The sequence below is a fragment of the Agromyces mediolanus genome (genome assembly GCF_014648575.1).
GTDB lineage: Bacteria > Actinomycetota > Actinomycetes > Actinomycetales > Microbacteriaceae > Agromyces > Agromyces mediolanus.
In genome coordinates, this window is the sequence record NZ_BMRJ01000001.1 from 971,653 (window position 1) to 986,781 (window position 15,129).

The 15,129-nt window shown below is 72.2% G+C and carries 15 protein-coding genes; 13 read left to right on the plus strand and 2 right to left on the minus strand.

The window, feature by feature from the left end:
• Positions 1-52: 52 nt before the first annotated feature.
• Complete coding sequence (locus IEY71_RS04620) at positions 53-796, minus strand: FadR/GntR family transcriptional regulator (RefSeq protein ID WP_189084090.1); 744 nt, start codon at positions 794-796, stop codon at positions 53-55.
• 175 nt (positions 797-971) lie between these two features.
• On the opposite strand from IEY71_RS04620, the gene IEY71_RS04625 reads away from it, so the two are divergent.
• From IEY71_RS04625 to IEY71_RS04650, 6 genes are all read left to right on the plus strand, one after another.
• Positions 972-2,150, plus strand: a complete 1,179-nt coding sequence (locus IEY71_RS04625) for a M24 family metallopeptidase (protein ID WP_189084091.1) — start codon at positions 972-974, stop codon at positions 2,148-2,150.
• Positions 2,151-2,241: 91 nt separating this feature from the next.
• The gene (locus IEY71_RS04630; protein WP_189084092.1) at positions 2,242-3,894 is read left to right on the plus strand and encodes an ABC transporter substrate-binding protein; all 1,653 of its coding nucleotides are present in this window, start codon (positions 2,242-2,244) and stop codon (positions 3,892-3,894) included.
• A 41-nt stretch (positions 3,895-3,935) separates the two neighbouring features.
• Positions 3,936-4,886 (plus strand): ABC transporter permease, encoded by a 951-nt coding sequence (locus IEY71_RS04635; RefSeq protein WP_189084093.1) that lies wholly within the window; start codon positions 3,936-3,938, stop codon positions 4,884-4,886.
• Entirely contained in the window at positions 4,883-5,755 is an 873-nt protein-coding gene (locus IEY71_RS04640) for an ABC transporter permease (RefSeq protein ID WP_229781527.1), read from the plus strand. Before IEY71_RS04635 ends, IEY71_RS04640 begins: the two co-directional genes overlap by 4 nt.
• Positions 5,752-6,684, plus strand: coding sequence for an ABC transporter ATP-binding protein (locus IEY71_RS04645; RefSeq protein WP_189084094.1), 933 nt, complete (start codon positions 5,752-5,754; stop codon positions 6,682-6,684). The genes IEY71_RS04640 and IEY71_RS04645 overlap by 4 nt, the downstream gene beginning before the upstream one ends.
• Entirely contained in the window at positions 6,681-7,514 is an 834-nt protein-coding gene (locus tag IEY71_RS04650) for an ABC transporter ATP-binding protein (protein WP_189084095.1), read from the plus strand. The genes IEY71_RS04645 and IEY71_RS04650 overlap by 4 nt, the downstream gene beginning before the upstream one ends.
• Here IEY71_RS04650 and IEY71_RS04655 read toward each other — a convergent pair.
• Positions 7,498-8,376 (minus strand): IclR family transcriptional regulator, encoded by an 879-nt coding sequence (locus IEY71_RS04655; protein WP_189084096.1) that lies wholly within the window; start codon positions 8,374-8,376, stop codon positions 7,498-7,500. The genes IEY71_RS04650 and IEY71_RS04655 overlap by 17 nt on opposite strands.
• A 128-nt stretch (positions 8,377-8,504) precedes the next feature.
• Between IEY71_RS04655 and IEY71_RS04660 the strand changes: the two genes are divergently transcribed.
• The 7 genes from IEY71_RS04660 to IEY71_RS04690 all read left to right on the plus strand — a co-directional run bounded on the left by IEY71_RS04660 (position 8,505) and on the right by IEY71_RS04690 (position 15,129).
• Positions 8,505-9,170, plus strand: a complete 666-nt coding sequence (locus tag IEY71_RS04660; RefSeq protein WP_189084097.1) for an ABC transporter permease — start codon at positions 8,505-8,507, stop codon at positions 9,168-9,170.
• A complete protein-coding gene (locus tag IEY71_RS04665; protein ID WP_229781528.1) occupies positions 9,163-10,209 on the plus strand; it encodes an ABC transporter ATP-binding protein in 1,047 nt (348 codons plus the stop codon). Before IEY71_RS04660 ends, IEY71_RS04665 begins: the two co-directional genes overlap by 8 nt.
• Positions 10,206-10,994 (plus strand): ABC transporter permease, encoded by a 789-nt coding sequence (locus IEY71_RS04670; RefSeq protein ID WP_189084098.1) that lies wholly within the window; start codon positions 10,206-10,208, stop codon positions 10,992-10,994. Before IEY71_RS04665 ends, IEY71_RS04670 begins: the two co-directional genes overlap by 4 nt.
• Before the next feature lie 64 nt (positions 10,995-11,058).
• Positions 11,059-11,994, plus strand: coding sequence for a glycine betaine ABC transporter substrate-binding protein (locus IEY71_RS04675; protein WP_189084099.1), 936 nt, complete (start codon positions 11,059-11,061; stop codon positions 11,992-11,994).
• Positions 11,994-12,509 (plus strand): formaldehyde-activating enzyme, encoded by a 516-nt coding sequence (gene fae, locus IEY71_RS04680; protein WP_189084100.1) that lies wholly within the window; start codon positions 11,994-11,996, stop codon positions 12,507-12,509. Before IEY71_RS04675 ends, fae begins: the two co-directional genes overlap by 1 nt.
• A complete protein-coding gene (locus tag IEY71_RS04685; protein ID WP_189084101.1) occupies positions 12,506-13,609 on the plus strand; it encodes a mandelate racemase/muconate lactonizing enzyme family protein in 1,104 nt (367 codons plus the stop codon). Before fae ends, IEY71_RS04685 begins: the two co-directional genes overlap by 4 nt.
• 23 nt (positions 13,610-13,632) lie before the next feature.
• Complete coding sequence (locus IEY71_RS04690) at positions 13,633-15,129, plus strand: aldehyde dehydrogenase (RefSeq protein WP_189084102.1); 1,497 nt, start codon at positions 13,633-13,635, stop codon at positions 15,127-15,129.

A 15,129-nucleotide genomic window follows, 5' to 3' on the forward strand; every position in this document is an offset into this window, starting at 1 on the left:
CTTTCGCTCGACCGTGGTGCGGGCCGCCGCGCTGGCGGTCGGATGCCTCGGCTCAGTCCGCCCCGTCGCCCGTCGCGCCGGCCGCGAGCGCCGCCGCGGCGTGCTCGATCTGCTCCCGCACGGCGCCGATGTGCAGCGCCGCCTCGTGCTCGGCGACCTCGGGCTCGCCGGACGCGATCGCCGCGAGGATGCGGCGGTGCGCCGCGGTCGAGGTGTCGCGCCGCTCCTGCGTCTGCAGCGCGGTCGAGCGGCTCGGCGCGATGAGGTTCGCGATCTGCTCGTTCAGCATCGCGAGCAGCGGGTTGTGCGTGTACTGGGCGATCGCCTGGTGGAAGGCCCGGTCGAGCTCGGCGTAGTGCTCCTTCGACTCGGGCGACGCCATCTCGTCGACGAGCTGCTCGAGCTGCACGAGGTCGCGCGGGGTCGCGCGCTGCGAGGCGAGCGCGGCGATGGGCGGCTCGATGATCGAGCGGAGCTCGAGGATGTGCGCGATCTCGCCGCCCGTCGAACCGAGCACCTCGGCGAGGGCCGCGCCCGAGGCATCCCGCGCGTCCGCCGGAGAGAGCACGACGGTGCCGCGACCGGGCTTGCGGTCGATGAGGCCGCGCCGCTCGAGCTCGTGCAGCGCCTGCCGCAGCGAGACGCGCGAGACGCCGAGGCGCTCGGTGAGCTCGAGTTCGGGCGGGAGCTTCTCGCCGGGCTGCAGCGTGCCGTCGAGGATGAGCCGCTCCAGTCGGATCGACAGCCGATCCGGCACCGACAGCGTGCGGCCCTGCTCGATCTCAGTCCAGTCCATGCTGTTCCCTTCCGAGTCGATTGAAGCAGCTCGACCGCCCGCGCGGTGGATTCCGGACGGTCCGTCCTGCTCGCCGACCCCGGGCGTTGACGCCGGGGACGACCCCGGGTACTCTCCGACTAATCGTCCTACAAACTAACCAGTAGTCAAGGCCGAATCAACGAAGGAGTTGTCAGTGTCCGTCGAGCTGCAGATCACCCCGAGCGAGTACGTCGCCCGAGTCGCGGGCGTGCGCCGGCTGATGGCCGAGTCCGAGCTCGACGCGATCGTCGTGTGGGGTCGCGGCGGCGGCACCATCGAGCGCTACGGCAACGTGCTCTACCTCTGCGGCCACTACGCCGTCTTCCCCACCATCCGCGACGTGCCCGGCGTCTGGAGCGACCGCGGCTACGCGGCCGTCGTGGTCACCGCCGACGAGCTCGTGCTCTGCTCGGAGGACGTCGATGCCGAGCCGATCGGCGCCACCCGCCACCTCGCCCTCGACGGCCGCTCCGGCGGCAGCCTCGGCGAGCTCGTCGGCGAAGCCCTGCGCGGCGGCAGCGGCCTCCGCATCGGCGTCGTCGGCAGCGACACGATGACCGCCAAGCAGCTCGCCGCCGTCGACCGCGCCACCGAGGGCCTGCGCCGCGGCGCGCTCGTGCTCGCCGACGACCTCGTCGAGACCGTGCGCTCCATCAAGTCCGAGACCGAGATCGCCCTGCTCCGTCGCGCCGGCGAGATCGGCAATCGCGCGCTGACCGCCGGCGCTGAGTTCCTGGTGCCCGGCGCGCGCGAGACCGACGCCGTCGCCGCGATGGTCGCCGAGCTCACCCGCAACGAGGCCGTCATGGCGAATGCCTTCGTCTACACCTTCGGCGCCGAGGCGCCCGGCATCCCCGCCCCGCCCACCTACTCGAACCGGGTGCTGCAGGCCGGCGACCTCTTCACCGTCGATCTCACCGGCGCCTACCGCGGCTACTTCTTCGACTTCGCGCGGAGCCGCGTCGTCGGCGCCGAGCCGACCGCCCCGCAGGAGGCGGCCTACCGCCTCGCCCGCACGTCGATCGACGCGGCCGCCGACGCGGCCAGGCCCGGCGCGACCGTCGGCGACCTCGCCCGCGCGGCCGACGAGCTCCTCGCCGAGGGCGGCTACGACTTCGAGCACGCCGAGTTCCAGGCCGGCGGCCACGGCCTCGGCCTCGGCTTCGAAGCCCCGTGGATCCGTCCCGAGAACGACCGGCCCATCGAGGTCGGCATGACTCTCGCCCTCGAGCGCTTCGTCGTGATGGGCGGCACCGCCGCCACCTTCGAGCGCAACGTGGTCATCACCGCAGACGGTGCGGTCGACCTCGCCCCCGTCCTCGACCTCTGGTAGGCCGGCGACTCCCCCGCACGCAGCACCACCAGCACGCACCACCGGCACCGCGCCAGCAGCACCGCTCCCGCACCCCCGAAGGAGTCCTGACATGTCCCGCACCTCGTACCGCGTCGCCGCGGCGGCGCTCGTCGTCCCGCTCGCCGCCGGCCTCGCCGCCTGCTCGGCCGAGCGCCCCAGCCCGAGCGCCAGCGGCGGCTCGGCCGGCGCCGAGCTCGACTGGATCACCACGACGCCCGCCGCCTCCGGCCCCATCGACTCGTTCACGTGGAACCTGACGAGCGGCGAGCCCGCCTCGCTCGACTGGATCTACGCCTACAGCGACTCGGAGAACACCACCCTCGCGAACATGTGCGAGAGCCTCATGCTGCAGACGCCGGACTTCGGACTCGAGCCCGGCCTCGCCGAGAAGGTCGACCGCCCCGACGACACGACGATGGTGCTCACCATCCGCTCCGGCGTCACCTTCTGGGACGGCAGCCCGCTCACCGCCGAGGACGTCGTCTTCAGCCTCTCCCGCAACCTCGACGACGCGGCCGGCTCGTACTGGGGCGTGCCCCTCTACGACCGGGTCGCCTCCATCGAGCAGACCGGCGAGCTGCAGGTGACGATCACCTTCACCGAACCCGACGCGCTCTTCGAGCGGATGCTCGCGACCGCGGCCGGCGTCGTCGGCTCGAAGGCCTACGTGGAGCAGGCCGGCGAGGCCTACGGCACCGCGTCCGGCGGCATCATGTGCACCGGGCCGTTCCAGTTCGACGGCTGGAAGCCGGGCACGAACATCACCATGTCGCGCTACGCCGACTACTGGAACGACGACCGCGCCGCGCTCGCCGACTCCGCGACGCTCACCTTCGTCACCGACGAGTCGACGATCGCGTCGAGCCTGCTCTCGGGCGACATCGACGGCACCTACCGGGTGCCACTCTCGGCGACCGAGCCGCTGATGAACTCCGACTCCGGCAGCTTCTACCTGGGGGCCAGCACCGACTGGGTGGCCGTGCGCCCCACCGAGAAGGACGGCCCGTTCCAGAACGCCGAGCTCCGCCGCGCGCTGAGCCTCGCCTACGACCGGCAGGCGCTCGCGGACACGGTCTACCGCGGCACCGCCGCGCCCTCGCTGACTCCGATCCAGCCGGGCGCGTGGGGCTACGCGAAGGACGTCTGGGAGCAGGGCGCCGCCGAACTCCCGCCGCTCGCGCAGGACGTGGATGCCGCGAAGAAGCTCGTCGACGACGGCGGGCTCGCCGGCCAGAGCATCACCGTCGCGCTGCCCGCCGAGACCGAGGCCGACAACAAGGCCGCCGAGCTGCTCGCAGCCGCGGGCAAGGCCATCGGCATCGAGGTCAAGACGCAGACCCTGCCCCTCACGAGCTTCAACGCGCTCTACTTCGACGCGGCCGCCCGCGCCGAGTACGACGCCTTCATCGTGAACGAGTACGGCGCCGGCGTCGCCGACCCGATCGTGTCCCTGAGCGAGTTCACCCCGCTGAGCGCCTACAACTACGGGCTGCTCGACGAGCCGAGCGTCACGGACAACGTGGCCGCCGCCTTCGGCGAGCTCGACGACACGGCCCGCGCCGAGTCCCTCGTGGCCGCGCAGGCCGGGCTCGTCGACTCGATGGGGCTCATCAACCTGGTGAACCCGGGCATGCGGCTGTACTTGAACGACCGCATCTCCGGCGCGACCGCCTCGCTCGCGTTCCTCTACTACCCGTGGGCGGCGGGCATCGGCGCCAAGTAGCGCCGAGCCCCGTCCGAACCCGACCGAGGAGGGTCGTCGTCTTGCCCCGCTTCATCGCCATCCGTGTGCTCGAGGGACTGGCGACCCTCCTCGTGTCCTCGTTCCTGATCTTCGGCGCGCTGTACCTCGCGCCGGGCGATCCGCTCAGCTACCTGATCGGCAACCGCACCCTGAGCGACGAAGCGATCGCCGCGCTGCGCGAGCAGTACCACCTCGACGATCCCTTCCTGGTGCGCTGGGTCGCGTGGCTCGGCGACGTGCTCTCGGGCGACCTCGGCCGCTCGATCACCTACCGCGACGACGTGCTGTCGCTGCTCGGGCCGCGGCTCGCGACCACGACGCTGCTCATCGCCTACGCGCTCGTCGTCATCGTCGTGATCGGCGTCGGGCTCGGCATCGTCGCGGCGCTGTCCCGCCGGGCGCTCAGCGACGTGATCCTCGCCGGCACCTCGATCGGCGTCGCCATCCCCTCCTTCGTGGCGGCCTCGACGCTCATCTCGGTGTTCGCGGTGGGGCTCGGCTGGTTCCCCGCGTTCGGGCCCGGCGACGGCTTCTTCGACCGGCTCTACCATCTGACGCTGCCGGTCATCGCCTTGACGCTCGCCTCCGGGTCCTACGTGATCCGGGTGACCCGGGCCGCCCTCCGCGAGGAGGCGGCGCGCGACCAGGTGAAGGCGGCCGTCGCACGCGGCCTGCCGCGCGGCACGATCATCGGCCGGCACATCCTGCGCAACGGCCTCACCCCGGTGGCGACGGTCGTCGGCCTCACCCTCACGAGCCTCATCGTGGGCTCCGTGGTCGTCGAGCGCGCCTTCGCGCTCGACGGCATCGGCGCCCTGCTCACTGAGGCCGTCGCGAAGAAGGACTTCGGCGTGGTGCAGGCGATCTGCCTGCTGCTCATCACCGCCGTCGTCATCGTCGTGCTCATCGTCGACGTCATCCAGGTCGTGATCGACCCGCGGGTGCGCGAGCGTCAGGGGATCGCCGCATGACCACCGTCGTCTTCGAGGCGCTCCGGATGCGCCGGCGCCGCACGCGCCGGAGCCGTGGCTTCGGCGTCACCGGCATCGTCGCGACCGCCGTCGTCGGGCTCGCGGTGCTCGCCGCGCTGCTCGCGCCGGTCATCGCGCCCTACGACCCGAACGAGGTCGACTTCGGCCTCACCTACCGCCCGATGGAGCCGTGGGCGCTGCTCGGCACGGACGGCTCCGGCCGGGACATCCTGAGCCGGCTGCTCTACGGCGCCCGCACGAGCCTGCTCGGCCCGGCGGTCGTGGTGCTCGTCGCCGCGGTCGTCGGCACGCTGCTCGCGCTCGTCGCCGCGATCTCGGGCGGCTGGGTCGACCGCATCCTGAGCCGCATCTTCGACATCGGCTTCGCGTTCCCCGGGCTGCTGCTCGCGATCCTCGCGGTCTCGGTGCTCGGCCCGGGCTTCACGACCGCGGTGCTCGCCCTCGCGATCGCCTACATCCCCTTCATCGCGCGGATCGTGCGCAGCGTCGCGGTCGGCGAGATGTCGCTGCCGTACCTCAGCGCCCTCGTCACCGTCGGCCAGTCGCGCACCAGGATCGCCGGGCGCCACCTGCTGCCCGCCGTGATGCCGACGGTGCTCGCCCAGTCGACGATCTCCTTCGGCTACGCGATGGTCGACCTCGCGGCGCTGTCGTTCCTCGGGCTCGGCGTGCAGCCGCCCGACGCCGACTGGGGCCTCATGATCTCCGAGGGCCAGCGCGGCGTGCTGCAGGGGTACTGGGAGGAGGCCACGTTCGCGGGCCTCGCCATCGTGATCGTCGTGGCCGCCGTCTCGCTCATCGGCGACCGGCTCGCCGATCGGGTCAGCCTGAACCGGGAGGGACGATGACCGAGCTGCTGGAGGTCGAGGACCTCGTCGTCGAGCTCTTCGACGGCGCCGAATGGGTGCGCGCCCTCGACGGCGTGAGCTTCACCGTCGCGCCGGGGGAGATCGTCGGCTTCATCGGCGAGTCCGGCTCGGGCAAGTCGACGGCCGTCAACGCGGTCGCCCGCCTGCTGCCGGCCTCGGCGCGGGGGAGTGGCAGCATCCGCTTCGACGGGCGCGACGTGCTCGCGTTCCGCCAGCGCGAGCTCGCCCGTTTCCGCTCGGAGGAGCTCGGCATGGTCTTCCAGGACCCGCGGGCCTCCGTGAACCCCGTCACGACGGTCGGCGAGTACGTCACCGAGGGGCTGCGCAAGACGAAGCGGATGCCTCGGGCCGCGGCCTACGCGCGCGCCGAGCAGCTGCTCGGCGAGGTCGGCATCGCCGAGCCCGCGCAACGCCTGGCCGAGTACCCGCACCAGCTCTCCGGCGGCATGCTGCAGCGCGCGGTGATCGCGGCGGCGCTCTCGACCGATCCGCGGCTCATGCTCGCCGACGAGGCGACGACCGCGCTCGACGTGACCCGGCAGGCGGAGATCGCGGCGATCCTGCGCGCCGCGACGCGCGAGCGCGGGCTCGGCACCATCTTCATCACACACGACCTCGAGCTCGCCGGGGCGCTCTGCGACCGCATCTGCGTCATGTACCGGGGGCGCATCGTCGAGCAGCTGCCGGCCGAGGAGCTGCACGGCGGCGCGAGGCATCCGTACACCCTGGCCCTGCTGCGCTCGCGGCCGAGCATCGAGGAGCGGATGCCCCGGCTGCCCACGATCACGGCGGCCGACCGCGAGGCGTTCCTCACCGCGCCGGCCGTGGCCGCAGGCGGTGTCGGCGGGGCATCCGCGTCGGAGGCATCCACGTCGGAGGCATCCGCGTCAGAAGGAGGTGCGCGATGAGCGCCGAGCAGCCGGACGCGGCGCCCGCCGTCGTCGTCGACGACGTCACCCGGGTGTTCAGCAAGCGCGGACGGCGCACCGTCGCCGTCGACGGCGTCTCCTTCATCATGCGGGCCGGGCGCGACCTCGGCATCGTCGGGGAGTCCGGCTCGGGCAAGTCGACCCTCGCGCGCATCATCATGGGCCTCGACCAGCCGACGAGCGGCCGGGTGCTCGTGCACGGCGAGGACCTCACCTCGAAATCGCGCTCCCGGGCCGAACGGCTGCGCCGGGCGAAGCTCGTGCAGATGGTCTACCAGGACCCGTACGGCTCGCTCGACCCGCGGCAGACCGTGCGCTCCTGCCTGGTCGAAGTGCTGCGCCTGCACCCGCCGCGCGGCGGGAACGTCGCGGCCCGCGCGAGCGAGCTCGGCGACCTCGTCGGGCTCACGCCGGCGCAGCTCGACCGCAGCCCGGTCGGCCTCTCGGGCGGGCAGCGGCAGCGCGTCGCGATCGCGCGGGCGCTCGCCGTCGAGCCGCGGCTGATCATCCTCGACGAGGCGGTCGCCGCGCTCGACATCTCGATCCAGGCGCAGATCCTGAACCTGCTTGCCGAGCTCCGCGACGAGCTCGGCACGGCCTACCTGCTGATCTCCCACGACCTCGCCGTCGTGCGCCAGCTCACCGACGACGTCGTGGTGCTGCACCACGGCCGGCTCGTCGAACAGGGCGAGACCGGCGCGGTGCTCGACGACCCCGCCGAGGACTACACGCGGCGCCTGCGCGACAGCATCCCGAGCCGGCACTGGCGGGAGCCCGGCATGCTCGAGGAGCTCACCCGGGTGGGGTGAGCGCCGGGGCGCCGAGCTGGGCGGAGAGCTCCGCGGCGCCGCGCGCGGCCAGCCGGCCGGCGGCGTCGAGGTGGGCGCCGAGGCGCGGCTTCGGGGCGCTGATGTTCACCGCGGCGATGATCTGCCCGCGGAAGTCGTAGACGGGGGCGGAGACGCCGACGACGCCCGCCTCGAACTCCTCGTCGACCGTGGCGTAGCCGCGCTCGCGGATGCGCCGGATCTCGGCGAGCAGGCTGTCGAAGTCGGTGACGAGCAGTTTGCCGGGCGGCGGGGGCGGGGGCGGGACCACGCTCGGCCCCGACGGGCGCGAGGAGGCCGGGCTCACGATCGCCTCATCGTGCCCGTGCAGCTCGTACCAGGCGGCGAGCTCCTCGTCGGACCATCCGCTCACGAGCACCCGCCCGGCCGAGGTGCGCCAGGCCGCCGTGCTCACGCCCTCCCAGCCGAGGCCGCGGAAGGCGTGCTCGCTGAGCTCGCTCGCGAGCGTCAGCACGCTGCCGCCGCGCAGCACGCAGAGGTGCGTCGTCTCGTGCGTCGCCGCGACGATGCGACGGAGGTAGCCGGTGGCCTCCCGCACGAGCCGGGCCTCCGCGGTGCGGGCCGCCAGGGCGTAGAGCTGGTAGCCGAGGCTGTAGCCGAGGGTCACCGGGTCTCGGGCGACGAGTCCGGCGTCGGCGAGCGTCGCGAGCGTGCGGGAGACCTGGCCCTTGTCGCGGCCGGCGAGCTCGGCGAGCCGCACGACCCCGAGGCCGCCCTGCTGCAGCGCCTCGTCGCTGCCGAGCGCCTCGAGCAGTTCGAGATCCCGCCGGAGCCCGGCCGAGTTGCGCCGCTGCCCGCTCGCGGACGTCGTCGGTGGAGTCATGGGGCCAGCGTAGAGGTGCGTTGACACTCGCGCAACAGCAGTTGCGCATATCGTGACCCCGACGTATCGTCGCTGCATCGACCACCGAGCCCTCGGCGGTTCTCGACGACGAGAAGGGAGCACGCGACGTGAACGCACTCGACCTCGACGGTCTGCTCACGTTCTGGGGCCGCCGGTGGGACGACATCCTCGAGCTGGTGCTCCAGCACCTCGCCGTCGTCGCGCTCTCGCTCCTCATCGCGACCGTCGTCGGCGTGCTCATCGGCATCCTGGTCTGGAACCGGCCGGTGCCGCGCTCGCTGACGATCGCGGCGGCCGGCGTCGCCCTCACCATCCCCTCGCTCGCGCTCCTCGCCCTGATCACCCCCGTGTTCGGACTCGGGTGGACGCCCACTGTGCTCTCGCTCGTCTTCTACTCGCTGCTGCCGATCGTCCGGAACACCGTGGTCGGCCTCCGCGAGGTCTCGCCCGCGATCATGGAATCGGCGAAGGGCATGGGGATGTCGCCGGCGAAGATCCTCTTCGCCGTGCAGCTGCCCATGGCCTGGCCGATCATCCTCACCGGGGTGCGCGTCGCCGCCCAGCTCACGATCGGCATCGCCGCGATCGCCGCGTACGTCGCGGGCCCCGGCCTCGGCCAGTTCATCTTCCAAGGACTGTCGTCCCTCGGGTCCAAGAACGCGCTGAACTTCGCGCTCACCGGAACGCTCGGCGTCGTCCTCCTCGCGCTCGTCGTCGACGGCGCCTTCGTCCTCATCAGCCGCTCCACGACGTCAAGGGGTCTCCGTGTCTGAATCCACCGCCACCGGCATCACCGCGATCGCGCAGCACACGAGCGGCGTCGAGATCGTCCTCGACCAGGTCGTCAAGGTCTACCCCGGCCAGCAGGCCCCCGCCGTCGAGGACTTCTCGATGACCGTGGCCCCCGGCGAGCTCGTCATGTTCGTCGGCCCCAGCGGCTGCGGCAAGACCACCACCATGAAGATGATCAACCGCATCATCGAGCCGAGCTCGGGGTCCATCTCCATCGGCGGCCGCGACGTGCTCTCCCTCGACCCGAACGAACTGCGCCGGCACATCGGCTACGTCATCCAGCAGATCGGCCTCTTCCCGCACATGACGATCGCCGAGAACATCGCGACCGTCCCGAAGCTCCTCGGCTGGTCGAAGCCGCGCATCGCGGAGCGGGTCGATGAGCTGCTCGAGACCGTGCAGCTCGACCCCGGCACCTTCGCGAACCGCTATCCGAAGCAGCTCTCCGGCGGACAGCAGCAGCGCGTCGGCGTCGCCCGCGCGCTCGCCGCGGACCCGCCCGTCATGCTGATGGACGAGCCGTTCGGCGCGACCGACCCGATCACCCGCGAGAAGCTGCAGGCCGAGTTCCTGCGCCTGCAGGAGTCGATCGGCAAGACGATCATCTTCGTCACCCACGACTTCGACGAGGCCATCCGGCTCGGCGACCGCATCGCCGTGCTCTCCGACCGCAGCCGCATCGAGCAGTTCGACACCCCGGCGAACATCCTCGCCGAGCCGGCCAACGACTACGTGGCCTCGTTCATCGGGCACGGCGCCGCGCTCAAGCGCCTCGCCCTCGTGCCCGTCGTGGAGGCGACCCTCGGCGCCGCCGTCGGGACGAGCGGAGCACCCACGATCGAACTCGCCGGGAACCTCCGCGACGCGCTCGACGTGCTCGTGCTCACCGGGCTCCCGGCCGTCGACGTCGTCGACGAGCACGGGCGGGCGGTCGGCTCGCTGAGCGTCGACCGCATCTCCGCGGTCCTCGGCGCCGAACTGCCCGGCCGCACGGCCGGCTCACGAGCGGGCGCACGATGACCGTCACCACCGAGACCCAGGCGATCGGCGCGACGCGCGCGGCCGAGGCGCCCGCGCGGCCGCGGTTCTTCACCTGGCGCCGCTTCACGACGCCGATCGTCGTGGTCGTGGTGCTCGCGCTCCTGCTGCTCTGGGTCTCGACGCTGCAGCTGGACTCGATCGAGCAGCGCACGCTGAACTGGGGCTACATCACGCTCCGAGTCGGCGAGCACCTGAGCCTCACCGTCGTCGCCTCCGCGCTCGTCGCGGTGCTCGCGATCCCCACCGGGATCCTGCTCGCGAAGACGCGCTCGGCGACCGTGCGGAACGTCATCCTCGCGATCGCGAACATCGGCCAGGCCACCCCCGCCGTCGGCGTCGTGATCCTGCTCGCCATCCTCTGGCAGACGGGGTACACGACGGCGCTCGTCGCCCTCGTCGTGTACGCCTTCCTGCCGGTGCTGCGCAACACGATGATCGGCATCCAGCAGGTCGATGCGAACGTGCGGGAGTCGGCCCGCGGCATGGGGATGACCCCGAACCAGGTGCTCACCCGCATCGAGGTGCCCCTCGCCGTCCCCGTGATCCTCGCGGGGCTCCGCACCGCGCTCGTCTTCTGCGTCGGCGTCGCGACGATCGCGACCTTCATCAACGCCGGCGGCCTCGGCGACATGATCGTCAACGGCCTGAAGCTGCAGCGCTATCCCGTACTCGTCGTCGGCGCCGTGCTCGTCGCCTGCATCGCCCTGCTCATCGACTGGATCGCCGGCTTCGCCGAGGACCTGCTGAAGCCGAAGGGCATCTGAGCGGCCTCCGCTCCCGCCATTCCACCCGTCCCACCCCCGAATCCCGCACACAAGGAGTCCATCAATGAAGACGCGCACCCTCCTGTCAGCGCTGGCGCTCGCCGCGGCCGGCGCCCTCGCCCTCTCCGCCTGCTCCTCCGGCGGCGCCGCCACCGGCAGCCAGGGCACCGAACTCGAAGGCCTGAAGGGCGACATCGGCGCCAAGGACTTCTCGGAGCAGTTCATCCTCGCCCACCTCACGAGCCAGCTGCTGAACGCCCACGGCGCCGAGACCGTCGCGAACACGAAGCTCGTCGGCTCCGCCAACGTGCGCCAGGCGCTCGAGAACGACGAGTTCCTCGGCTACTGGGAGTACACCGGCACCTCCTGGATCACCTACAACGGCAACACCGAGCCCGTGAAGGGCGAGGAGGCGCAGTTCGAGGCCACCAAGGAGGCCGACGCCGCCAACGGCATCGCCTGGCTCGACCCGGCGCCCCTGAACAACACCTACGCCTTCGCCATCCGGGCCGACAAGGCGAAGGAGCTCGGCGTGAAGACGCTGAGCGACGTCGCCGCCCTCCCGGTCGAGGAACAGACCTTCTGCGTCGAGAGCGAGTTCTCCACCCGCGACGACGGCTGGCCGGGCCTCAAGGCCGCCTACGGCATCGACGTCCCCGACTCGAACGTCGCGCTCCTCGACACCGGCGTCATCTACACGGCGACGCAGAAGGGCGACGACTGCAACTTCGGCGAGGTCTTCCAGACCGACGGCCGCATCCCCGCGCTCGACCTCGTGGTGATGGAGGACGACCTGCAGTTCTTCCCCGCCTACCAGGGCGCCTTCACCCTCAAGCAGTCCACCCTCGACGAGTACCCCGAGATCGCCGACGTGCTCGGCCTCCTCACGCCCCTGCTCACGACCGAGCAGATGCAGAAGCTCAACGCCCTCGTCGACGTCGACGGCGAGGACCCCGAGGACGTCGCCACCGACTGGCTGACCGAGCAGGGCCTCATCTGATGAGCGAGGGCCTCCTGATCGGCGAGAGCTTCGTCGGCGACGGCGTGAACGCCGCGCACGTGAACACCGTCTTCGGGCACCGCGAGGGCCCGGCCGGGGTGGCGTGGGCGACCGCGCTCGCCACCCCGAGCGCGGGGCACGTGCCCTTCGTGACGGTGCTCCGGCCGTCGCTGCCGGTGAAGCCGCTCACCCTCTTCGTGACGAAGTCGGCGCCGGCGAGCGACGAGCACGGCCTGCTGATCTGGGGGCCCGCGCAGGCGGGCATCGCCGCCGGGGTCGCCGACGCGCTCGCGGACGGCGTGATCACCCGGGAGGAGGCGGACAGCCACGTGCTGATCGCCGCCGTCTGGGTGAACCCCGGCGCCGACGACGCCGACGCCGTCTTCGAGCACAACCGACGCTCCGTGCGCACCGCGCTCGAGAACGGCGCCAGGCACCTCCCCGAGACCGACGACGTCATCGCCGCCCGGCACGCGCCATCGAACCCCTTCTACACGCCGAAAGACCCAGCATGAAGATCACCGCCATCACGCTCACCCGGCTGCTGCAGCCGCTCGATCCGCCGTTCGCGGCGGCCTGGGACCCGAACCCGCGCACGGAGTTCGCCGCGACCCTGGTCACGGTGCACACCGACGAGGGCATCACCGGCTACGGCTCCGGCGACACCATGGACGGCTTCGAGGCCTTCGAGCACCTGTTCATCGGCACCGACCCGCTGCAGATCCTGAACCAGGTGCGCCGCATCGAGACGATCAACTTCCACGGCGGCCGGTACTGGCCGCTCGAGGCGGCGCTCTGGGACATCATCGGCCAGGTCGCCGGGCTCCCCGTGAGCGTGCTCTTCGGCGGCGCGCGCGACCGGCTGCCCGCCTACGCGTCCAGCGGCGAGCTGAAGGCTCCGGAGGCGCGGGCCGAGTCCGCGCTCGCCGCGAAGGAGCTCGGCTTCCGCGCCATGAAGATCCGCATCGCCAGGCATCGGCTGGCCGAGGGCGTCGCCGCCGTGCGCGCCGCGCGGGAGGCGGTCGGCGAGGACTTCGAGCTCATGGTCGACCTGAACCAGATGTGGCGCATGTCGGGCGACATCGAGGCGGCGCTGCCGCTCGCGAAGGTGCAGCGCGTCGCCGCGGAGCTCACCGAGCTCGGGGTGCTCTGGCTCGAGGAGCCGCTGCCCCAGGTCGACGTCGTCGGTGCGCAGCGCGTGCGCGCCGAGACCGGCATCCAGATCGCCGGCGGCGAGATGGTGCGCAGCCTGCCCGAGATCATGGCGCTCATCGAGGCCGACGCCTTCGACGTCTACCAGCCGGACGTCGCGCTCGCCGTGGGCATGTACCGGGCCCGCCAGGTCGCCGAATCGGCGAACCTCAGGCACCGTCTGTTCACCCCGCACACCTGGTCCAACGGGCTCGGTCTGCTGGCGAACCTGCACGTGGCCGCCGGCGTCGACGCCGGCCCCTACCTGGAGTTCCCGTTCGACCCGCCCGGCTGGACGGCCGAACGGCGCGACTTCTTCATGACGCCGCTGATGATCGACGCGGCCGGCGACCTCGTCGTGCCGGATGCCCCGGGGCTCGGCGTCGAGATCGACCACGACGCCGTCGCCCGCTACACGGTCTGACGACGAGCACGAGGAGCTGCACCATGACCGATTGGATCGCCGCCGCGGCGGCGCTCACCCCCGAGACCCGGCTGTTCATCGACGGCGCGTTCCGGGACGCCGCGGACGGCGCCGTCTTCGACACCTTCGCCCCGCGCGACGGCCGTCGGATCGCGAGCGTCGCGGCGGCCGCCGAGGCCGACGTCGACGCCGCGGTGCGCGCCGCCCACCGCGCCTTCGAGGCCGGGGTCTGGTCGCGCGCCGACCGCCGCGAACGGCAGCGCGTGCTGCTGCGGCTCGCCGAGCTCATGCTGGAGCACCGCGAGGAGCTCGCGCTGCTCGAAGCGCTCGACTCGGGCCATCCGATCGGCGACTCCCTCAACGTGGACGTGCCGAACGCCGCCCGCGTCGTGCGCTGGTACGCGGAGGCCATCGACAAGCTCACGGACGAGATCGCCCCGGCCCCCGAGTCCGCGCTCGCGCTCGTCACCAGGGAGCCGCTCGGCGTGATCGGCGCCGTCGTGCCGTGGAACTACCCGCTCATCATCACCGCGTGGAAGATCGCCCCGGCGCTCGCCGCCGGCAACTCGGTCGTGCTGAAGCCGGCGGAGCTGACCAGCCTCTCGGCGCTGAAGCTCGCCGCGCTCGCCGCGGAGGCGGGTGTGCCGGACGGCGTCTTCAACGTCGTCCCCGGGCTCGGCCCCGTCGCCGGGCAGGCGCTCGGCCGGCATCCGCTCGTCGACAAGATCGCGTTCACCGGCTCGCCGGCCGTCGGCCGCGGCTTCCTCCGCTACGCGGGCGAGTCGAACGGCAAGCAGGTGAGCCTCGAACTCGGCGGCAAGTCCCCGCAGCTCGTGCTCGCCGACGTCGGCGACCTGCAGGCGTGCGCCTCGGCCGTCGCCTGGGGCATCTTCTACAACGCCGGGCAGACCTGCCACGGCGGCAGCCGCCTCATCGTCGAGGAGCGCGTGCACGACCAGCTCCTCGAGGAGGTGCTGAAGGTCGGCCGCTCGCTCGTGCAGGGCGACCCGCTCGACGAGCGCACGCAGCTCGGCACCATCGCGAGCGAGACGCAGCTCGAGCGCGTGCTCGGCTACGTCGACGTGGCGCGCGCGGAGGGGGCGACCGTGCACGGCGGCGGGCGCGTCCGCCCGGCCGGGCTCGAGGGCGGCTACTACGTCGAGCCGACCGTCTTCGACGGCGTCGACAACGCCGGCCGCATCGGTCAGGAGGAGATCTTCGGGCCGGCGCTGGCCGTCACGACGGTGCGGGATGCCGAGGAGGGCGTGCGCCTCGCCAACGAGTCCGACTACGGGCTCGCCGCGAGCGTCTGGACCTCCGACGTGACGCGGGCGCACCGGATCGCCCGCCGCCTCCGCGCCGGCACCGTCTGGGTGAACGCCTTCGACGTCGCCGACGTGATCACGCCGTTCGGCGGCTTCAAGCAGTCGGGCGCGGGCCGCGATCGCTCGCTGCACGCCTTCGACGCCTACACCGGACTCAAGACCACCTGGATCAACCTGGGCGACGGCGCGCTCTGA